This is a genomic window from Qipengyuania aquimaris, from assembly GCF_009827445.1.
In the GTDB taxonomy this organism is placed as follows: domain Bacteria; phylum Pseudomonadota; class Alphaproteobacteria; order Sphingomonadales; family Sphingomonadaceae; genus Qipengyuania; species Qipengyuania aquimaris.
Window position 1 is genome coordinate 2,434,471 of the sequence record NZ_WTYI01000001.1, and the last position, 19,425, is coordinate 2,453,895.

Consider the following 19,425-nt stretch of genomic DNA (forward strand, 5'->3'; position numbering starts at 1 on the left):
CTTAGAAGCCCATGCCGCCCATACCGCCCATTCCACCCATATCGGGCATTGCGGGCGCGCCGCTCTTGTCTTCCGGCTGGTCGACGATGGCAGCTTCCGTGGTGATCAGCAGGCCGGCAACCGAAGCTGCATCCTGCAGTGCGGTGCGCACGACCTTGGTCGGGTCGATGACACCGGCGGCCACCAGGTTTTCGTATGTGTCCGTCGCAGCGTTGAAGCCGAGCGACGTGTCGTTGGCGTCGGTCAGCTTGCCTGCGACAACCGCACCGTCATGACCGGCATTGGTCGCGATCTGGCGAACCGGAGCCTGCAGCGCACGACGGATAATGTCGATGCCGCGGGTCTGGTCGTCGTTTTCGCCTTCGAGACCATCGAGAGCCTTCGTCGCATAGAGCAGGGCAGTACCGCCGCCCGGGACGATGCCTTCTTCGACGGCTGCGCGGGTTGCGTGCAGCGCGTCGTCGACGCGGTCCTTGCGTTCCTTCACTTCGACTTCGGTAGCGCCGCCAACCTTGATGACCGCAACACCGCCAGCGAGCTTCGCCAGGCGTTCCTGCAGTTTCTCACGGTCGTAATCCGACGAGGTATTCTCGATCTGTGTGCGGATTTCGGAAACGCGGGCCTTGATGTCGTCTTCCGAGCCGGCACCGTCGACGATGGTCGTGTTGTCCTTGTCGATGGTGACGCGCTTGGCTTCACCCAGCATGCCGAGCGTGACGTTTTCCAGCTTGATGCCGAGGTCTTCGCTGATCATTTCGCCCTTGGTCAGGATCGAGATGTCCTGCAGCATCGCCTTGCGACGATCGCCGAAGCCCGGAGCCTTGACCGCTGCAACCTTGAGGCCGCCGCGCAGCTTGTTGACCACGAGGGTGGCCAGCGCTTCGCCTTCGATGTCTTCCGCGATGATCAGGAGCGGACGGCCCGACTGGACAGCCGCTTCCAGAACCGGAAGCATCGCCTGCAGGTTCGACAGCTTCTTCTCGTGGATCAGGATGTACGGGTTTTCGAGTTCGACCGTCATCTTTTCCGGGTTGGTGATGAAGTAGGGCGACAGGTAGCCGCGGTCGAACTGCATGCCTTCGACAGTTTCGAGCTCGAATTCGAGACCCTTGCTCTCGTCGACGGTGATCACGCCTTCCTTGCCGACCTTTTCCATGGCTTCGGCGATCTTTTCGCCGACTTCACGGTCGCCATTGGCCGAGATGATGCCGACCTGCGCGATTTCTTCGCTGCCCGAAACTTCCTTCGAACGACCGGCGAGGTCTTCGACGACCTTGCCGACCGCGAGGTCGATGCCGCGCTTGAGGTCCATCGGGTTCATGCCCGCTGCGACCGACTTCATGCCTTCGGTCACGATCGACTGGGCAAGAACGGTTGCAGTGGTGGTGCCGTCACCGGCGGCGTCGTTCGCCTTCGATGCGACTTCCTTGATCATCTGCGCACCCATGTTCTCGAACTTGTCTTTCAGTTCGATTTCCTTGGCGACGGAAACGCCGTCCTTGGTGATGCGGGGTGCGCCGAAGCTCTTGTCGATCACGACGTTGCGGCCTTTGGGGCCCAGCGTGACCTTCACGGCGTTGGCGAGGGTGTCGACGCCGCGCAGGATGCCTTCGCGCGCGTCACGGCCGAACTTTACGTCCTTGGCTGCCATTGGTGTTTCTCCTGGAATACTTGGGTGTGGTCAGAAAGCGGTGGGGTCGGCGATCAGCCGATGATTCCCATGATGTCGCTTTCCTTCATGATCAGCAGGTCTTCGCCGTCGAGCTTGACCTCGGTGCCGGACCACTTGCCGAAGAGAACGCGGTCGCCCGCCTTCACGTCGAGGGGGGTCACGGTGCCGTCTTCCGCCTTGGAGCCGTTGCCGACAGCGACGACTTCGCCTTCGCTCGGCTTTTCCTTGGCGCTGTCGGGAATGATGATCCCGCCGGCGGTCTTTTCTTCTGCTTCGATGCGGCGCACGAGAACTCGGTCGTGCAACGGACGAAATGCCATGGTGATGACCTTTCTACTGAGAGTGAATACCTGATTTGGCACTCCCACGTCGAGAGTGCCAGCGAGGCGCATTTGGGAGCGCCCGTGTGGAGAGTCAACGGGTCGGAAGCGAAATAATTTCCGGTCATTCAGTGAGGCCGTGCGCCACGTTGGGTGGCGCGAGGTCCGATCCCAAAAGCAGCGCGCTGTAAGCCCTATTCAGTAGTAGGCTCGGGATCAGGAAGGGGGGTCCCACGCTTTATCCGGCCGCTGATAGCTTCAAGCGCGGCGAGGTCCTCTAGAGGATTGCCGGACAAAATGAGGAAGCTCGCTTCACAGCCTGTATCGAGGCAGCCCACTGCGCGGTTCGGGAAGATGACGCGGGGCGTATCGATGCTCGCCATGCGTAAGAGTTCAAAGTTGGAGAAAAGCGACCTGTCCCCCTCTGCCACGAGGCCTGTCACAACGGGCGAGCCATAGGCGTTGGAGCCGATCACGAAGGTCGCACCGGCGTCCCTGAGCAGCTGGACATTGGCTTCGAGGCGGCGACGAACATCTTCGTCCTGCCCCTTGGCGAATTCTGATGCGATGAGCGTTACAGCCATGCCCGATGACGCGATGGCCTGTGCCTGTTCGGCGGATAGCAGGCAGTTCTCGTCGGTCGCCGGATAGCTATAGAAACTAGCATCCTTCGTATCCTGATAGCAGGGCAGATGCGTCAGAATATCGGCCTCTACCGCAATCGCTGCATCGACATCGGACAGGTCACTTGCCGCAATGGCAAGACGACGGCCGTATTGGCGAGTGCGTTCGGCGATGATGGGCAGCAAGTCCGGGTCGATCCCGCCAATGGCCCAATTGTCAGGCACGCGCTCGTCATATTGCGCGCTGTGGCGCAGGAAGACTTTCACGACATCGGGATTGGCGCGAAGCAGTTTGGTGACTGCAGAGCGCGCGCTGTCCTCATCGCTCACCTCGTAATAGGCATCGTCCTGATAGCGCGTGCCTTCGCGGATTTCGTCCTGGCGTGCTGTGCGCTGCTCCTCATCATAGATGCGCAGCGCCAGCGCCTCGTAAACTTCTGCCGGATGGCTTTCGGGCCCGGTTATGCCACCTAGCGAAGTGGCAATATCGACCGTGTCGACATCTTCGAACTGGTGGCGAATCTGAGCCACACCGCTGCCCGGTGCTGTCATGGTCATGGCGTAGAATGTACCCGCCGCGAGCTGGGCATCGCTCTGCGCCTGAAATGTCCAGGGCCCGTCGTATTCATGAGTGTGAGCATCGCCTAACGGCGGAACGATGAAGGCGCCTTGCAGGTCGACCACGCGATCGGGCTCGACACCTTCACCAACGAAGACGCCGCGTTGCACCACCCGGCGACCCGAAACGAAGATTTCGCCGTTAAACCATTGGCCATTTTCATAGGCTACGACCTCATCGTGGTCATCGGCGCGCAGGGGGTGTGAAACCAGCGACATTGCCAAAGCGGATAGACCCAGGAAGGCTTTCATGTGCAGCGATTTCATCGGTGCTCTCCCTCTTCTGCTCTCCCGTTCCATCTGTATTATTTGCTTAATACAGTCAAGCCCAGGTGATCGCGGCGATACCAGCGCCAGGTCAGCAGAACTGCCGCTACGGTGAGGCCCGTGGCGAGGCCGATCCACACGCCGACCCCTTTGAGTGGAGTGAAAAAGCCCAGCCAGAGGCTCAGCCCGATACCCGGCACCCAATAGGAGAATGCCGCGATCCACATCGGAACGCGGGTGTCCTGAAGGCCGCGTAGCGCACCGGCGGCCACGGCCTGCATCCCGTCGAAGAGCTGGAAAGCCGCCGCCACGACGATATATTTCAGCGCGAAGCTGACCAGCACGGCGTTGGCCGGATCCCAAGGATCGATGTAGATCGCCAGCAAGGGCTTTGGGATAAAGATCATTGCAAGCGCTGTCAGCCCCATAAAGCCGGTTCCGATCACAATGCTTGCCCAACCGGCGCGCTTCATGCCCTCGGTATTGCGCGCCCCGTAGAAGTAGCCGACGCGAATGGTTGCGGCCTGCCCGACGCCGAAAGGTATCTGGAAGGCCAGCGCCGCGATTTGCAGCGCAACCGTGTGGGCCGCCAGCTGCGTTGCGCCGATATTTCCCATCATGAAGGCCGCTGCACCGAAAATCCCGGCCTCGGCAGTAATGGTCAGTGCAATCGGCGTCCCGATCCGTGTGATGTGCCAGAAACGTTTCCAGTCAGGCGACCACAACCTGCCAAAAATCCGGTAACGATGCAGTTTGGGATCGAGCCGGATGGCGATCACATAGGCAAGCAGCGTGACCAGCGCAGTAATGATTGTCGCCACCGCAGCTCCACGCAACCCTAGCTCGGGCGCTCCGAGATTGCCGAAAATGAAGGCATAGTTCGCCAGCGCATTAACGAAGATGCCACCAGCGATAATCGCTGTCGCAAAGATGGGCCTGTCGAGTGTTGATACAAAGCTGCGCAGGACATTGTTGATCAGCATAGGCACCATCGAAAGGATCAGGATGGTGTTATACTCCAGAGCCATCGCGATAATCTCGCCGTCCTGCCCGGTTGCCCGCATGAGCGGCCCCAAGCCGAGACAGATTGCCATTCCGCCAATGCCTGAAAATACTGCCAGCCAAAGCGCCATGCGCACAGCTCGCCTGACAGGTCGCAGCGCGGGCGCTCGTTCGCCGAGTTCAGCTGCGGCCACTGGGGCTACGGCTCCGGTCAGACCCGATAGAGCCCACATGACCAGACCGAAGAGAGCGATCGCCAGTGCGGAGGCTGCCAGCTGCGCTTCGCCCAGCCGCGCGATGAAGATCACGTCGATGGCGTAGGTAAGCATTTGCAGCAGGTTTGCTGCTGCCAGGGGCCATCCCAGCTTCAAGGTCGCACGAAATTCGCCGCTCCAGCCTTCGACGTCCGATGACGTGGGCGCAATGGAACGCGCGTCCTGCATCGCTATCTGGTAAGATAAGTGAAAACTGGAACCAATGGCTGTGAGCGCTCGGTGATTACGCGGTGACAAACTGGCACTGCTTTGCCACACTACGGCTTTGGGTCGATCATGGGCTGGGTCCATGGATAATGCGGGAAGTTAGGGTGTCGGAAGAAGTCGAGACTGCGGAAAGTGTCGCGCAAGAAGGAGGCCCGCGTCGGCGGGCGCGACGTCTCGTCCTGCGGCTTCGCACCGGTGTGGGCCAATCGGGACGGGCATTCGACGCGGAAGTCCTCAACCTCTCCCCCAGCGGAATGCTGGTGAAGACAGCCGCGAGCCTTTCACTCGACGATCCGCTCGAAGTGGTTCTTCCGAAAATCGGACCTGTCGTCGCCAAGGTAGTTTGGTTCGACGACCAGCTATACGGCTGCAGTTTCGCAAAGCAGCTCTCCGACGAGGAAGTGGAAGCAGCGAATTTTGCATCCGGCCATTCGGATGAATTGCACGGGGTCGACAACGAAACGCTGGGCGAGCGCATCAAGCGCCTGCGCAAGAATCGCGGACTGTCCATGCGTGCACTTGCTGGCTTGGCCGGTGTGAGCAAACCGACCTTGTGGAAATGGGAAAGCGACCGCGTGCGCCCACGTCACACAACGATGCAACGGCTTGCGGTCGAGTTGGGCATTTCCGAGCTTGAGCTGGTCTATGGTTCCCCGGCTGTACGTTCCCCTGAAGATATCGAAACGGGATCGCTCGCGGACATAGTACGCGACGCGCGGCGCCGGATCGCGGACGCAGCTGGTGTCGATGAGAGCCGCATCGATGTCCGGATCGATTGGGGCGAAGAAGACTAGGGCGTCCTAAGGCCGGGCCTCTTCCGCTGCGCTCTTGAGAACGAGCGTGTCCCGGATGGCGTCATAAGCGAGATCCACGCCGGACGCCCTTACGTTTTCCAGCGTCAGGCGCTGTTGCTCGGGCAATGAGATGGCTTGCTGATCGAGGCCGAGCTTTGTCATCGCACTGGCCAAGGCTTCGCGCTCGATTTCGATACGTGTCCCGCCCATCAAGAAAATGGGTAGGCTCGTTTCGCCAGTCCCCTCACGGACAAGATTCTTCTGCACCTGAACCCCGTCAGGCCCGCCATCGAAAGCCGGCTCGAGCCGGTACGAAAGCTTCATCACGTCCTTGGGTAGAGCATTGTTCGCCAACTCGACTTCCGGCGCTTGGTCGGTCGGCGACTCCCCTCCGAGAGACTCTACCGCCGCTGGCACCGACTGGACGTCTGCTGCTTGACTATCTTGCGCAAGAGGCTGGATTGTCGGCAGCCGCGTTTTCATCTGGTTGGGCTGAAGAGCTACGCGAAATAATCCCGCTTTCTCTTGGGATGCGGACTGCCAATCGGATGCAGCCAGGATTGTGAACCCGGCGAGGGCCAGAAAAATTGCGACACCGAGGAAGGTGGCTTTTTGCCTTGCCCCCCTCGGTCGCGCATGTGCCGGATCCGCCTCCATGCTCATCCAAGCGTGGTAAGAGCGGCGTATCCGACGGAACCTACTGCGATTGCGACACCGTAGGGCAGCTTTGCAAAGTCATCTTTGCGGCGCTTCATGCCTTTGATGAAACGCTTCAAGGTAAACCAGAACAGGGCAAGGATCCCGCCTGCCAAGACTATGCAGAGAGCCAGGACAGGGGCGTCCATGAGCGGGAAGAAAGCGGCGGAGCCGGCATAGAACTTCCCATCACCTGCGCCGAAAATGTTCCAGACGAACATTAGATAGCCGATCAGGAATGCGACGATCACATGAAGCGCATGCCAGCCCAAGGCGGCCCAGCCCCCTATTGCCAAAGCGAAGCCCAGGCCGGTCAATGCCAGTACAAGCGAAAGGATATTGGGAAGCTTGCGGGTTATAATGTCGGTAATCGCACCGACAGAAGAAAGTGCGGCGAGAACGCCGAACGAGATAGTCGCCAGGGCCATGTCCGGTCGTTAGTCCTTACGCTCGGCAGTTTGGGGAGCCCTGAGGCTGACGCGCATGGGATAACCGTTCGCGACGGTTTTCTCATTAGGTCGATCGGTTCCGATACGGACGCGCATCGGGTAGTTCGCCGACGATTGAATATGCAATTCGGTCGGGCGCTTTGATGCTCGCGGTTTGACCGGCTGGCCACTGACGCGAACACGGACCGATGGGTTTGAGGCCGCGGGACTTTCGCTCGCCTGTGCGGTACGCACCCTTACACGGGCCTTGCTTGGATCCGCGCCGTCAAGAGCGATGCGGGCGGTCGCCGTGCCGCGCTCGAGAGTAATCTTGCGCTGCTTGCCGCCGCTCTGGACAAGGCGTTCCTCATTTATGGGCTGCGCTGCGATTGCGGCCTCGGACTGCGCAAATTCAGTATAGGCTTTGCGTGCTTCTTCACGTTGTGCGTGCAGAGTGCGCATGTCCTGCGCCAAATCGCTGGCATAGAAGCGCTCGAGATTGGCTGCAAACTTCGCATCCTGGGGTGCGAGCGTCACAGCCGCGCGGAAGTAGCGTTCCGCAAGATCGCCTCGACCGATACGCGCGTATGCTACGCCAAGCGCGTTGGCGGCATCAGGTGCGGTCTGGCGATTCAGAGCTGCACGCTGCAAAGCGGGGATGGCGTTGCCATATTGTCCTTCAGCGAGAAGCCGACGACCTTCTTCGAGGTCCGCCTGACCGAACAGGGGCTGGGTGGAGCGGGTGTGGTCACCGAAGTTGAAGGCATTGATGAAGCTCTGGCAGCCGGAAAGCGGCATGACGACCGCCAGCGCGGCCAGTGTTGCAGGAACCTTCTTCATTTTATCCTCCTCCAGACATAGCGGGACCGATATCGCGTACGAACATGATGACGGCCGGCAGGACCAGCACGCCGATCATGGTCGGCAACATGCAAGCGACAAGCGGAATGGAAATCAGAACAGGGATGCGGTGGGCTTTCTCTTCAGCCCGCATCCTGCGCGCTTCGCGCATCTCGTTGGCGTAGACGCGCAAAGTATTCGCGATGCTCGTGCCAAGCTTGTCCGACTGGATCAGCAGCGTAGCGAACGAGCGGATTTCATCTACCCCGGACGAATCTGCCAGTTGGCGCAGCGCAGTCTCGCGCGAAGCACCGGCGCGAGTCATCAGGACTGTTTCGATCATCAGGTGCGCGATAAGCGGGTGCGAACGCGTCATCTCCCGGCCGACCCGGTCGAGAGCGGATTCGAGGCCAAGACCCGCTTCCACGCACACCAGGACAAGGTCGAGCGCATCGGGGAAACCGTTGATGATCTCCGACTTGCGCCGGTCCGCCTTGGCGCGAATGAAGAGGTTTGGAATATAGAGACCCAAAGCGGCGAGGATCGAGCAATATAGGTAGATCGAAAGCAGGCCGGGCGGCTCGGTGCTGAAAGAGATCGCGAGCAGGAAAATGCCGGGCAGTAGGAACACCATGCCGATACGCACCATCGTATAGACGCGCGGTGCGCTGGGGCTGGAATAGCCCGCCATCTTGAGCTGCTTTTCAAGCTTGTGGTTTTTCGGGTCGGTAAGGCTCAGGCCGGTTCGTTCGATGCTGTCGGCAATTTTTGCCCAGCGGCTGTCGGAATCCGAGCGGACGAGGTTTGCCTTCTCGTTCACAGCGGCGTGGGAATCGAGCCGCGCGATCTGCTGGCTGGTCCGGCGCCGGGCTTCGATCCCGTTCACGACGATAAGGATAACACCGGTCACAACCGCGAAAATCAATGCGAGGACCAGAAGGCGTACAACGAGGCTTGTGGCAGCGAGTTCGAGCATGTCAGACCTTCAGATCGATAAGCTTGCGAATGGTGAAGACACCGACGAAATACAGGAGGACCAGAAAGATCGTTCCGAATATGAAAATCGGGTCGTCGGCCACGTCGAGATAGAATTCGGGTGCACCCAGGAACGTGGTCACGAATGCGAAGATTGGCAGGATACTGAGCATCCAGCCCGTCATTCGACCTTCCGAGCTCAGGGCGCGGACCTTCATGTACATGGCTGCGCGGTCGCGAATGACGCCCGCAAGGTTTTCGAGAATTTCCGCCAGATTGCCCCCGGTTTCGCTCTGGACCGAAAGCGAAACCACGAACATGCGCATGTCCTCCAGCTTCCAGCGATCGGCCATGGAATCGAGAGCGGTGGTCAAATCGGCACCATAGGTGATCTCGTCGCTGACGAGACCGAATTCCGAGCCGATCGGGTCTTCCATTTCCTGTGTCAGCAATTCAATTGCCGAAGCGACAGGGTGGCCTGACCGAAGCGCGCGGACGAAGATATCCAGTGCGACAGGGAATTGCTTCTCCATCGTCTTGCGCCTGCTGTTCGCGACTTGCTTGATGATGAAATAAGGGATGCCTGCACCTGCGGCCAAGGCGAACAAGAGGCACAGCTGCACCGCGCCGAAGCCGATTTCTGCACCAGCTCCGACTGCGATGCCCAGCGCGATGATAAACAGAAGGCCGATGCCCACTGCCATGGCGATCAGGACCTGCGAGATGCTCCAGCTAATGCCGGAGGTATAGATCATATGCTCAAAGCCGATCGCCATGCGTCGCAGAAGCGGCGGCAGGGCCTCATGTTCGCGCGGACGGTTCTTCAGCAATTCACCGTAGAGATCTTCGCGTGTCGTGCCTTTCTGGATGAGCGACATGCGGCGGTTGGCCGCCACCGTGTGAGCACGGCGGGCAGCAATCGTTCTACCGACTGTCTGGAATAGCAGGAACGCCGCTGCGAAAATCGCAAGCAGGAAGACGATGCGGATGATCTCGGTCGTCATCAGCCCAGCTTCATGTCCGGACGGAACAGTTCGGGCGAAAGATGCATGCCGTGAGATTCCGCTTCGTCGAGGAACTTGGGCCGGATACCGGTAGCCTCGAAGTGTCCGAGTACCGAGCCGTCGTCGGCTCGACCTGTCATGCGGAAACGGAAGATTTCCTGCATGGTGATGGTTTCCCCTTCCATGCCGGTGATTTCGGACAGGCTCTTGATCTTGCGTCGCCCGTCGGACAACCGCCCGACCTGGACGACTACGTTGATTGCCGATGCGATCTGGGCGCGGGCGCTCTTCGATGTGATATCGATGCCGCTCATGCCGATCATCTGCTCTACGCGGCTCAACGCGTCGCGCGGAGTGTTGGCGTGGACCGTGGTCATCGAGCCATCGTGGCCGGTGTTCATCGCCTGCAACATGTCGAAGGCTTCTCCGGCGCGGACCTCGCCGACGATGATGCGGTCGGGGCGCATACGAAGCGCGTTCTTGACCAGATCGCGCTGGGTTACCTCGCCTTTGCCTTCGATGTTCGCCGGTCGTGTTTCGAGGCGGGCGACGTGCGCCTGCTGCAGCTGGAGTTCGGCCGAGTCCTCGATGGTGACGATACGCTCCGCCTCGTCGATGTAGGACGACATGGCATTGAGCAGTGTCGTCTTACCCGAACCGGTACCACCGGAGATAAGCACGTTGCGCCGCGATTTGACGATCGCTTCGAACACCGGAGCCATCTGTTCGGGAACGCTGCCCAGATCGATCATCTTCGCAATGCTGATCGGGCTCTTGGCGAACTTACGAATGGAGACCAGCGAACCGTCGAGCGCAAGGGGCGCGACGATCGCGTTGACGCGAGAGCCGTCGGCGAGGCGCGCGTCTACGAAGGGCGAGCTTTCGTCGACCCGGCGGCCGACTGCGCTGACGATCTTCTGGATAACGCGCATCAGGTGCTTTTCGTCCTGGAACCTTGTCGGCACCGGCTGGAGCATCCCGCGCTTTTCTACGAAGACAGTCTCCGGCCCATTGACCAGAATGTCGGTAATCGTTTCGTCGGCAAGAAGCGGCTCGAGCGGGCCGAGACCCATCAGCTCGTCGACCAGTTCCTGCACCAGCTTTTCGCGCTCCTCGCGATTGAGCGGTTCGTCGAAATCTGCCAGCAATTCGGGTAGGATGCTGGAAATCTGCGCCTTGATCTGCTCGGTCGGCGTCTGATCGAGCATGGCCAGATTCAGGCGATCGAGCAGGCTGTGGTGGATCGACAGCTTCAGCTTGAGCATCTTTTCAGTATGCTCGTCCTTCTTGCCGAAGAGGATGCGCTCCTCATCCTCGGCAGAAATCAGGTCGGCGTCATTCTGCTGGGTGACCGGCGTCTCGTGCGACGTCTCGTCGAGTTTGGTCTTCCACATGTCAGTCTTCCTTCCCGATCTTCGCACTGATCGAAGTGGCCAGGTCGGCAATCTGGCGAGACAGGCGCGCACGCTTCTGAAGCGTCGAGATACTCACGCCCTGCAGCTGTGCCTCTTCGACCAACTGCGTATCTTCCTCTAGCGTCTGCGCAACATCATAACCGAGCAGTTCCTCCATTTGGGACACATCGGACCGCTTGAATAAACCGCCTGCGATCCGGTTGAGCACGACCGAAATGTTCTGACGCTCACGACCGAGCATCTGGAGAAGCGACAGCTTGCGTTTCACATGACGCAGCGCAGCAATGCGCCCCACGCCAACCAGCACGACTTCATCAGCCGAAAGCAGGATAGGCATCGCCCAGTTCGGCAAAGTCGAAGGCATGTCGAGTACGACGGCGCTGTATCGCTTGCGCGTTTCGCGTATCATCCTGGCGATGGCATCGGCCGACGCGCTCTCGATAGGATCGATATCGTCGGGAGCTGCAAACAGGTCGAGATCGTCACCACAGTCGACCGCTACCGACCGCATGAGTTCGTCATCGATCTTGTCGATGGCGTCGAACAGGTGACTGATCGTCATCCGCGGATTCTGGTCGAGATAAGCTCCGGCATCGCCGCTCTGGAGGGACAGGTCGACGAGGGCGGTGCGCGCGCCTTCTCCAAAACGCGAGCTCAGCATCGTGGCCAGCTGGGTTGCGACCGTAGTTGCGCCCACACCCCCAGCGGCACCGAGTACCGCGACCACAGGTGCAAGCTTGGCCGGGACCGCAGGCGAAGACGGCTTGGTATCGCGCGCAACGTCTACGATGGCAGCAATCAGTTCTTCGCTGGAAAAGGGAAGTTCCAGCACATCGGAAACGCCTTTGCGAAGCAGTGAGCGTACCGTTCTGACCGGGGCATCCTCCAGGCCAGCAATTACGGGAAGCCCCGGGCGCATGGCGCGCAGTCGTTCGAGGCGGGCCAGCGAAGCGGGATCGGCGGAATCGATCTCGACTACGGCAATGGCGGCCTTCTCGATCGCGGCGCCCGGCAGTTCGTCGGTCGGCTCGATGCGGTGCAAGGTGACTGAGTCTTCGAGGATCGCGACATTGCCGAGCGCTTCTTTACGCGCGAACACATGCACGCCTTCGGGAAGGGTCATTCCGTTATCCGTTTCGTAGATGTCAGAAAAATCGGTCATGGCGCTCTCAATTCGAGACATTGCCCGAACTGTCTTCAGCCGTCAGCGAGTAGGCAAAATCAGGAAGATCGACAGTTCCGAGAAGGAAAGAAAGGAGTGGGCGATGCTGCATGGATTCAAGCCGGACAGTCACGATTGGCGCAACCTCCGGACCATTGGGATCGCCCGCGTATCCGAGCCCTGACCAATCGTAATCTATCTTTACGTTGGCGTTTGTTATTTCACTTTTAAACAATCGCATGCGGTCCGCGATGGCGTTGAACGCGGTCCCGTCAAACCCTGGTGTAAAAGAGCAGGATGCCTTGCAGGTGCAGGCCGTCGACGTGCAAGCCACGCCGGGGAAAGCAGTCTGAGAGACCGCGGTGCCTTGTACGGTGCTGCCATCTAGCACGAAGCTATAGGTCTCCAGACCATTCGGCACCATCTCGGTCACGACAGCAAAGCGGGCGCCCATCTGCGTGGCCTTTTCAGCGCGATTGATCTGCCATGCGTAGAATCCGACATCGAGAATGCCGAGCAGGAATACGAGCATGATCGGCACGATCAGTGCAAATTCTGCAGCCGCTCCTCCGCGCTCGTTGCGGACGTATTTCTCTAGAATGCTCATATGCCATTCACCGGTGCTTGTGCGCTTGCCGTCACTTGGGCCGAGCCATCGATGAAACCGAGCTGGTTGAACAGCGAGAGATAGCTTGCGGTGGCGGTAACCCTTACCACGGGGCCGCCCGAAACTTGGGCGCTGTAAATACCGCCGGTGAAAGCAGAGTTGCATTGGTATTCGACAGTGACGTCAGTCAGTGCCCAGTTCCTGATCCGCGGGCTGCCCGTTGTATCGGTCGTGCCGTAGACTGTTACCGCCCGCGTATTCGACAGGGAAGGATTGCCGGCAGCTGTCCATGTAGTAGGTCCGCCGGCAGTCTGGCAGGAGTAGCCTGCCCCGGTGAAGCCGAGGCGACCGGCATAGCGCGCGCCCTCGCGCACAGCCTTGATGATCTTGTGCTCGGTGTAGAAGTAGTGACCGGCCTCGAACCCGCCGAACATGATCGCCAGGAGCAGCGGAAGGACCAAGGCCATTTCCGAAGCTGCGGCACCGCTCTGAGAGGGCAGGAAGGCGCGGGGATAGGTCATTCGATCAGATACGGCACGTCTTTGCGGATGGCCTGGGGCGTAGGATTGCCCGCACCGCCACCGACGGCCGCTTCCCTGATGACTTCCATGTAAACGCCGTCACGAATGCGGCCGTTTGCCACCTCGGTACTGTCGTCCACGATCGGCTCCACGAGGAACATGTCGACCCACTCGTCGACCTCGACGGCGGTGGACCCACCCCTGATAGCGGCGCAATTCTTCACCACTGCAATCGTCAGCACGCGCCGGTCGATGGTCGAAGTGCCCGGCAAGCAGATGGGCCGCCCGTATTGCCTGCCGCTGCCTGCTGCGATGTCGTGCGGGATGACGTTGTTATCGATTTCCCAGCGATAAACCTGATACCTGGTGGCATTCACACCGCCCGGAAGCGTCGCGGGAATGCCTGTCCCGTGGTTCTTCGTGAAGTACTCCGCAATCGCCCACTGCTTGCTGCCGAAGCGATTGCTCAATCCGCCGTTCTGCGATGAACAATTCACCCCATAGCTATTGTAATGGCAAAGGTCGCGCGAAAGGCCGATCGCATCGATAATGCCGTCTTCATCGAAAGACGCGGTCCGTGGCTCGGTGCCCGTGCCTGTGCCAGGCCGGAAACGGCGGCCCACAGCTGGCAATTCCCAGGCGTTGTTGTTCAGGCGGCAGGAATTCGGGTTTGTAGCAGAAGTCTGCTTCACGACGTCTTTCACGACATTACGAGCAGGCGGGCAAGCGCCCGTACTGCAAACGCTCAATTGGCCGCCGTTACCGTCACCGATGTCGAAACGGGTGTTGATTGCGCTGAACAAGATCTGCGCATTCCCGGTTTCCGGGTCCGTCCCACCGTCGATCGGCGCACATTTCAGCGCCCCGATATCTAGGGCGAGTGCGTCGACGAGATCCGAGAGCTGGCCCTGCCCGACTTCGAGGAATCCGAAATCGCCGGGCGCCCAGCTATTGCCGCCCTGGCCGGTCATTTGAACGCCCATGCCGCGTTTGCCCGCTGCATCGAACGGCTGGGTGGCGTCGGGGCTGCACATCATAAGCGGCGGAACGCGGCAGATCGCCGAACCCAGTCCTGCGAATGCAGTAGCATCGAGGGTATCGCCGGAAATCAGGCCAGTGACGGGCAGAAGGGCATAGTCGACAGTCTTCGCGTTCACGTCGACTTCCACATAGCGGGCGGTTGCGTCGCTGTTGGCTGGCTGGGTCTTGGCCTTGTCGCGGTAGAAGCGGACCTGCCCCGTGGCATCGCACGTTGTTTCGGACGGCACCGTAACCGCGCTGTTCCCGCTAGCCAGCAGCGAAAGGTTTGAAACCAGCGAAACAGCAGCCGTTGCGGCGCGGCTGCATGCGCCCGATTTGCCATCGAGCTGCGTCGCGGCGGCAAGGGCGGCCTGGTCGGCGCCGTTTTGCAATTCCGAATCCATGCCCATGAGCCGGGCATAATCCATGCCGACGCCAGCCATGGCGACGAGTGGGATAATGGCTAGCGCATAGGTCGCGGCGACTGCGCCGCGCTCGTCCTTACGGAACCTGTTTATGAGGTTTCTTGCGCTAACCATTGTTCCATGTCCGGCTTAATCCGGCGATGCAGTGGTGGAGACCTCGTCGGGCTCCTTGACCGCATCGTCGTAATAGCGATCGATTGCCGCGACCGCGTTCTGGGCGGTCGTGGGCGGGATCGCGGTTTCGTATACAGGATTGGGATCGATAACCTGGGCGGCCATCGTACGGCGATTTGCTTCGCCCCAGCTGGTATCCGCCATGAAGTCGTTTCCGCTGCCGGTCGCGCACCCTGCCGTGGCGATAACGCCTGCGGTCAGCAGCGCGGTGCGAAGAGCCTTAGTATTCGTAGCCATCGGCTGCCTCCTGCGCGTTGGTTTCTGTACCCTGCTGCGTATTGGCCGGAGTATCGCCGGCGATCGGCGGCAGGTCGTTGGTGCGATGCGCGTTGCCGTTCAGCAAGACATCCGCCTGGATCGGGTCCTTGACGCGGTCCGTTGGCAGCTGGACCTGTTCGGGCCGGAGCGGTGCCACAAGGCGCGGCGTCACGATGATCAGCAGTTCGGTCTCGCCCTTCTGGAAGCTGGTCGAGCGGAACAGCGATCCGATCAGCGGGATCGAACCAAGCAGCGGAACCTGATTTACCGTGGTCTGGAAGTCGCGCTGCAACAGCCCGGCAATTGCGAAGCTTTCGCCATCGCGAAGTTCCAGCACCGTGCTGGCACGCCGTGTCTGCAGGCCCGGAATGCGAATGCCGTTGAGCGTGATGGACGCGCTCTGGTCGATCGAGCTGACTTCCGGCTCGACGATCAGGTTGATGACCTTGTTCGACAGCACGGTCGGCGTGAAGCCAAGCCCGACGCCGAAGGATTTGAATTCGACGGTAATGCCTGCCTGTCCGCCGCCGATACCGCCGCTCTGGACGACCGGTACGGGGAATTCGCCACCGGCAAGGAACGAGGCCCGCTGCCCCGAAAGGGCGACGAGAGTAGGCTCGGCAAGCGTCTTGGCGAGACCTTTCTCTTCCAGCGCATCGAGCGCGACATCCACATCGAGACCGAGGATGTCAGTAAAGCTGCGGGTGATAACGCCGAAAGCGTTAGTGACCTCAGAGACCTGCAGGTCGCCATTGCCGAAATTGCTGGAACCACCGCCAGGCGTAAGCTGGGAACCGGGGCCGGTAACACCTGAAACCCTGTCGCCGTTGAAGAACGTACGGACGCCAAGATCCTTGCCGATGCTGCGGGAGACTTCGGCGAAACGGACTTCCAGCATCACCTGCTGGCTGCCGCCCAGGGTCATAAGGTTCACGACCTTGTCTTCGCCTGCATAGGCAGAGGCGAGCTGGACCGCGCGGTCAGCAACACCGACGTCGCTTACGGTGCCCGAAAGGACAATCGAGTCACCGGTCATGCGGGCATCGACGCCTTCGCCGGGCATCAGGTCGGCCATCTGTTCGCGAAGGCTCAGCACGTCCGGGCCGACAGCGATGTCCATGACCGCGATGACACGGTTCGAACGATCGTAAAGCGTCAGCGATGTGGTGCCGATTTCCTTCCCGAGCACGTAAACCGAACGGTCGGATACGGGCAGGATGTCCGCGATGGAGTCGTTTCCGATCATCGCGCGATCGATCGGCACGTCGGCGGTTACGACCTGGCTCTTGTTGACCGGGATTTCTACCGTACCGGCATGCATGGATTCGCTGGCATAACCCGATTGGGCGATGGCTGCGTGGGGAACGGTGGCCGCTCCGAGCGCGGTAGCGAAGGCGAGAGCCGAAAGGGCTGAGTGCTTAATTGCCACGGAGCGTCTCCACGGAATAGGTTTCAGCATTGGTGCCACGCACCACGCTCATGGTCGGACCGCGCGGGCGGGCCGGTGCACGTGCCTGTCGAGGCGCAGAAGTAGCGCCGCGGGGAGGCGAAGAATAGGACGGAGCCGCCAGAACCGTTGCCGGAGCACCCGTGCCGCGGTTGATGTAGCGCCCACCGCCGCCGAGATCGTTTGCCACGACTGTCTCCGTGGCACCGACTTCCTGGTTTTCGACGTTGCGCAGCGCCAGGCTGAGATTGCCGACTTCGCGGGCAAGCGTCAGTTTCTGCGCGCCGAACATATCGACCTGCAGGGTTGCGGTGGCAGTGACCACCGGCTCGGTCGCATTTTCGTCTGCGACCTGGTCCATGCCGAGGACAAGCACGTTCTCGAGCACGACTGTGGTCATCTTGTCCTGCTGCTGCTGGTTCTGGCCCGGGATCATGCGGGTCAACATGACGTCGACCACATCGCCGGGGCGCACGAAGCCGCCGACACCGGCTACCGCGTTAACGGGGATGGAGACCGCCCGCATATCTTCGGGCAGGTTGGATGCCAGGCTGGCGCGGCCGTTGTCGCCGCTGACCTTGGTGGCAAGGATGGGTTCGCCAGGGACGATCGGGCGAAGCGCGACGCGCCCGCCCATCATGGCTTGTTCGAGAGAGGTGAAGGCCCCTTCCGGAACCGATTCCGCGGGCCAATTCGCAAGCCGGACCGTGGTGTCGGTCAACGGCTGGCCGAAAGTCATGGGCTGGGTGGCGACCACGATGCGGGCGAGCTGCTGCTCTTCGGCAATCGCTTCCTGCCGTTCTTCCATTCCGGTAAAATAGGCATTCGCCAGGTACACGGCCAACAGGCCGAGGAATACGGCGATACCGGCAATGAGCAGATTCCTGCCACGCATGATCTTTACCCCCCCGAGTTGCAAACGAGAAAAGGTCCCGCCGACAGTGCCGGCGGGACCTTAATTTTATTTAGCCTGCGTCAGCCTCAGTGGTCGACTTGTTCGCAGTATTCACGTTGTTCTTCGCATTGTCGATCGCGGTGACGATTTCGCCGCGAAGCGCGATGGTTGCCGTAGCGATCACGGCGCCGACGATGGCGAGGATCAGAGCGTATTCAGCTGCCGATGCACCGGCTTCTTCAGTGATGTAGTTCTTGAACATAGTATTACCCCAAGTCTTCAAAGACATCCGCCAGGAGAGACGATCTGTCATTTCGATACACAGGACCTCCGGCATCTATTTCCGGATAAGTCCGCCCGAGGGGGGTAACGTGTTGGAACCGGCGCGACCTGTTGTTGTTTTGTAACCGGATGCACCGGCTCGTTTCACGCTGGCTCCCTCGGAGCACAATTAAGTTCACTCAAACGCTGCTTACGGTCAACTTCGGTGCAACGCTTTTATAATTTGTCTACTTTTTAGTAACTTAAATTATCCAAAAGTAAAGATCGTAGGTTAGCAAAAGCTAGAAGTGATGCATTTTTACCCGAATGCCGCGTGCGCCGCACGATTGTGATTCGGCTAGGAGATTGAAATGATTCGGAACTTCCTGGGGGTGGTGTCTCAGGAAGGGGGGCGATCCCCAAGGCCGATCGCTACTGCTTTCAGGGTCTATTCCGGAAGGCTCGCGCTCAGGAGTGTGGCAATTACCCGCTGGATTGAGGCGCATCTTACTCATTTGGCCATTGCATGGGTGAGCGTCATGGCTCTGCTTTCCTGTGCGAAGCTGGCGAAAGCTGCCGGGCTCGGGGCGACCATGGACTGGCTCGCTCTCGCCGCAATCCCATATCTGGCGATCATCATTGCGCCGCTGCTCGGCTTCTTGCTGGCCCGCAATGCCTTTCATTCGAGCAACGACGCCCCGGGTGTCCGGCTCGCCTTGTTCGGACGCTGGAGGAGCCTGCGCCGGCAGGAGGCGCATAGTCATCCGCTTTACGGGACCACCGGATTCCTGACCTCGCTTCTCGTTGGACTGTTGTTTGGCATTGTGATGCGGACTGGTGAGTTCTTCATGATCCAGCCCGCGCTCCTCGCGCACGCGCCTGCGTGGAGTCATATCCTTTATCTCGCGATGGCGGCCGAGCTGGCGATGATGACTTTCTTCTACATGATCTGCTTTGTCCTGGCGCTCCGCCGCATACCCCTCTTCCCAAAGATGCTCGCCTATGTCTGGATCCTCGACATTCTCGCCCAGATCGCGATCGCAGCTTCTCTTGCCGGCGTGGGCCTGCCGGTTGAAGTGGCCGAGCCTCTGGGCACTCTCCTCATGGCCAATATGAACACGGTCATGATCAGCATTCTGATCTGGATGCCGTATCTTCTCCTCTCGGAGCGTGTGAACGTTACCTTTCGTCAGAGGGTCTCCGCGACCGCCTGACATGCCCTGAATTCTTGTCTCCGCGTCCCAAAACCGGACAGCGGCAATGTATCTTTTCAAATCAGTGTCTTAACGGCCATTTTCGGCCGAAATTGGTGTGTTCTGGCCGATTTTCCGGCCGCGCCAAGTAGTTAACAACATTGAAAGATTGCCCCCAAACTGTTTCACATAATGCAACGACACGTCTCACCGGCAACTCGATTCGCCGAGTGGAGATGAAAAGTCGGGCCGCGAAAATTGCTGGACGGGTCTATGCCCGTATCTTGCTTGAAAGGATCTTGGGGGGTGGTTTCCCAGTCTTTTCC

20 protein-coding genes are annotated in these 19,425 nt (G+C 60.0%); 2 read left to right on the forward strand and 18 right to left on the reverse strand.

Annotated features, from left to right (window positions below; genetic code table 11):
• Position 1: 1 nt before the first annotated feature.
• The 4 genes from groL to GRI34_RS12005 all read right to left on the reverse strand — a co-directional run bounded on the left by groL (position 2) and on the right by GRI34_RS12005 (position 4,945).
• The gene (gene groL, locus GRI34_RS11990) at positions 2-1,651 is read right to left on the reverse strand and encodes a chaperonin GroEL (RefSeq protein ID WP_160596122.1); all 1,650 of its coding nucleotides are present in this window, start codon (positions 1,649-1,651) and stop codon (positions 2-4) included.
• 53 nt (positions 1,652-1,704) lie between these two features.
• Positions 1,705-1,992 carry a co-chaperone GroES gene (gene groES, locus GRI34_RS11995; RefSeq protein ID WP_090477425.1) on the reverse strand — a complete coding sequence of 96 codons (288 nt, stop codon included), beginning with the start codon at positions 1,990-1,992 and terminating at the stop codon, positions 1,705-1,707.
• A 194-nt stretch (positions 1,993-2,186) separates the two neighbouring features.
• Entirely contained in the window at positions 2,187-3,500 is a 1,314-nt protein-coding gene (locus tag GRI34_RS12000; RefSeq protein WP_160596123.1) for an amidohydrolase family protein, read from the reverse strand.
• Positions 3,501-3,538: 38 nt separating this feature from the next.
• Positions 3,539-4,945: an MATE family efflux transporter gene (locus GRI34_RS12005; RefSeq protein WP_160596124.1), complete on the reverse strand. Its 1,407-nt coding sequence runs from the start codon at positions 4,943-4,945 to the stop codon at positions 3,539-3,541.
• Between the two features lie 143 nt (positions 4,946-5,088).
• On the opposite strand from GRI34_RS12005, the gene GRI34_RS12010 reads away from it, so the two are divergent.
• Entirely contained in the window at positions 5,089-5,778 is a 690-nt protein-coding gene (locus GRI34_RS12010; RefSeq protein WP_160596125.1) for a helix-turn-helix domain-containing protein, read from the forward strand.
• Between the two features lie 6 nt (positions 5,779-5,784).
• Here GRI34_RS12010 and GRI34_RS12015 read toward each other — a convergent pair whose 3' ends face one another.
• The 14 genes from GRI34_RS12015 to GRI34_RS12080 all read right to left on the reverse strand — a co-directional run bounded on the left by GRI34_RS12015 (position 5,785) and on the right by GRI34_RS12080 (position 17,907).
• Positions 5,785-6,435 (reverse strand): hypothetical protein, encoded by a 651-nt coding sequence (locus GRI34_RS12015; RefSeq protein WP_160596126.1) that lies wholly within the window; start codon positions 6,433-6,435, stop codon positions 5,785-5,787.
• 2 nt (positions 6,436-6,437) lie between these two features.
• Positions 6,438-6,902, reverse strand: coding sequence for an A24 family peptidase (locus GRI34_RS12020; RefSeq protein ID WP_160596127.1), 465 nt, complete (start codon positions 6,900-6,902; stop codon positions 6,438-6,440).
• Positions 6,903-6,911: 9 nt separating this feature from the next.
• Entirely contained in the window at positions 6,912-7,742 is an 831-nt protein-coding gene (locus GRI34_RS12025; RefSeq protein WP_160596128.1) for a tetratricopeptide repeat protein, read from the reverse strand.
• A gap of 1 nt (position 7,743) precedes the next feature.
• Positions 7,744-8,718: a type II secretion system F family protein gene (locus GRI34_RS12030; protein WP_160596129.1), complete on the reverse strand. Its 975-nt coding sequence runs from the start codon at positions 8,716-8,718 to the stop codon at positions 7,744-7,746.
• Position 8,719: 1 nt separating this feature from the next.
• On the reverse strand, positions 8,720-9,721 hold the full coding sequence (locus tag GRI34_RS12035; RefSeq protein ID WP_160596130.1) for a type II secretion system F family protein: 1,002 nt from the start codon (positions 9,719-9,721) through the stop codon (positions 8,720-8,722).
• Positions 9,721-11,115: a CpaF family protein gene (locus GRI34_RS12040; RefSeq protein WP_160596131.1), complete on the reverse strand. Its 1,395-nt coding sequence runs from the start codon at positions 11,113-11,115 to the stop codon at positions 9,721-9,723. Before GRI34_RS12040 ends, GRI34_RS12035 begins: the two co-directional genes overlap by 1 nt.
• 1 nt (position 11,116) lies before the next feature.
• Positions 11,117-12,298: an AAA family ATPase gene (locus GRI34_RS12045; RefSeq protein ID WP_160596132.1), complete on the reverse strand. Its 1,182-nt coding sequence runs from the start codon at positions 12,296-12,298 to the stop codon at positions 11,117-11,119.
• A 7-nt stretch (positions 12,299-12,305) separates the two neighbouring features.
• Positions 12,306-12,905 carry a TadE/TadG family type IV pilus assembly protein gene (locus GRI34_RS12050; RefSeq protein WP_160596133.1) on the reverse strand — a complete coding sequence of 200 codons (600 nt, stop codon included), beginning with the start codon at positions 12,903-12,905 and terminating at the stop codon, positions 12,306-12,308.
• The gene (locus GRI34_RS12055) at positions 12,902-13,426 is read right to left on the reverse strand and encodes a TadE/TadG family type IV pilus assembly protein (RefSeq protein ID WP_160596134.1); all 525 of its coding nucleotides are present in this window, start codon (positions 13,424-13,426) and stop codon (positions 12,902-12,904) included. Before GRI34_RS12055 ends, GRI34_RS12050 begins: the two co-directional genes overlap by 4 nt.
• A complete protein-coding gene (locus tag GRI34_RS12060) occupies positions 13,423-14,985 on the reverse strand; it encodes a TadE/TadG family type IV pilus assembly protein (protein WP_160596135.1) in 1,563 nt (520 codons plus the stop codon). The genes GRI34_RS12055 and GRI34_RS12060 overlap by 4 nt, the downstream gene beginning before the upstream one ends.
• 15 nt (positions 14,986-15,000) lie before the next feature.
• Entirely contained in the window at positions 15,001-15,282 is a 282-nt protein-coding gene (locus GRI34_RS12065) for a hypothetical protein (protein WP_160596136.1), read from the reverse strand.
• Complete coding sequence (locus tag GRI34_RS12070) at positions 15,266-16,732, reverse strand: type II and III secretion system protein family protein (protein ID WP_325065219.1); 1,467 nt, start codon at positions 16,730-16,732, stop codon at positions 15,266-15,268. The genes GRI34_RS12065 and GRI34_RS12070 overlap by 17 nt, the downstream gene beginning before the upstream one ends.
• Positions 16,722-17,645 carry a Flp pilus assembly protein CpaB gene (cpaB, locus tag GRI34_RS12075; protein ID WP_160596138.1) on the reverse strand — a complete coding sequence of 308 codons (924 nt, stop codon included), beginning with the start codon at positions 17,643-17,645 and terminating at the stop codon, positions 16,722-16,724. Before cpaB ends, GRI34_RS12070 begins: the two co-directional genes overlap by 11 nt.
• A gap of 70 nt (positions 17,646-17,715) precedes the next feature.
• On the reverse strand, positions 17,716-17,907 hold the full coding sequence (locus GRI34_RS12080) for a Flp family type IVb pilin (protein WP_160596139.1): 192 nt from the start codon (positions 17,905-17,907) through the stop codon (positions 17,716-17,718).
• A gap of 475 nt (positions 17,908-18,382) precedes the next feature.
• On the opposite strand from GRI34_RS12080, the gene GRI34_RS13390 reads away from it, so the two are divergent.
• A complete protein-coding gene (locus tag GRI34_RS13390) occupies positions 18,383-19,120 on the forward strand; it encodes a DUF2569 family protein (RefSeq protein WP_325065220.1) in 738 nt (245 codons plus the stop codon).
• Positions 19,121-19,425: the final 305 nt, after the last annotated feature.

Excerpts from the sequence above, each read along its gene's own strand:
- GRI34_RS12000 (WP_160596123.1), bottom strand. The coding sequence starts at position 3,500 with ATGAAATCGCTGCACATGAAAGCCTTCCTGGGTCTATCCGCTTTGGCA.
- GRI34_RS12020 (WP_160596127.1), bottom strand. The coding sequence starts at position 6,902 with ATGGCCCTGGCGACTATCTCGTTCGGCGTTCTCGCCGCACTTTCTTCT.
- GRI34_RS12050 (WP_160596133.1), bottom strand. The coding sequence starts at position 12,905 with ATGAGCATTCTAGAGAAATACGTCCGCAACGAGCGCGGAGGAGCGGCT.
- GRI34_RS12025 (WP_160596128.1), bottom strand. The coding sequence starts at position 7,742 with ATGAAGAAGGTTCCTGCAACACTGGCCGCGCTGGCGGTCGTCATGCCG.
- GRI34_RS12045 (WP_160596132.1), bottom strand. The coding sequence starts at position 12,298 with ATGACCGATTTTTCTGACATCTACGAAACGGATAACGGAATGACCCTT.
- groES (WP_090477425.1), bottom strand. The coding sequence starts at position 1,992 with ATGGCATTTCGTCCGTTGCACGACCGAGTTCTCGTGCGCCGCATCGAA.
- GRI34_RS12080 (WP_160596139.1), bottom strand. The coding sequence starts at position 17,907 with ATGTTCAAGAACTACATCACTGAAGAAGCCGGTGCATCGGCAGCTGAA.
- GRI34_RS12040 (WP_160596131.1), bottom strand. The coding sequence starts at position 11,115 with ATGTGGAAGACCAAACTCGACGAGACGTCGCACGAGACGCCGGTCACC.
- GRI34_RS12060 (WP_160596135.1), bottom strand. The coding sequence starts at position 14,985 with ATGGTTAGCGCAAGAAACCTCATAAACAGGTTCCGTAAGGACGAGCGC.
- GRI34_RS12005 (WP_160596124.1), bottom strand. The coding sequence starts at position 4,945 with ATGCAGGACGCGCGTTCCATTGCGCCCACGTCATCGGACGTCGAAGGC.
- GRI34_RS12055 (WP_160596134.1), bottom strand. The coding sequence starts at position 13,426 with ATGACCTATCCCCGCGCCTTCCTGCCCTCTCAGAGCGGTGCCGCAGCT.
- cpaB (WP_160596138.1), bottom strand. The coding sequence starts at position 17,645 with ATGCGTGGCAGGAATCTGCTCATTGCCGGTATCGCCGTATTCCTCGGC.
- groL (WP_160596122.1), bottom strand. The coding sequence starts at position 1,651 with ATGGCAGCCAAGGACGTAAAGTTCGGCCGTGACGCGCGCGAAGGCATC.
- GRI34_RS12065 (WP_160596136.1), bottom strand. The coding sequence starts at position 15,282 with ATGGCTACGAATACTAAGGCTCTTCGCACCGCGCTGCTGACCGCAGGC.
- GRI34_RS12015 (WP_160596126.1), bottom strand. The coding sequence starts at position 6,435 with ATGGAGGCGGATCCGGCACATGCGCGACCGAGGGGGGCAAGGCAAAAA.
- GRI34_RS12035 (WP_160596130.1), bottom strand. The coding sequence starts at position 9,721 with ATGACGACCGAGATCATCCGCATCGTCTTCCTGCTTGCGATTTTCGCA.
- GRI34_RS12030 (WP_160596129.1), bottom strand. The coding sequence starts at position 8,718 with ATGCTCGAACTCGCTGCCACAAGCCTCGTTGTACGCCTTCTGGTCCTC.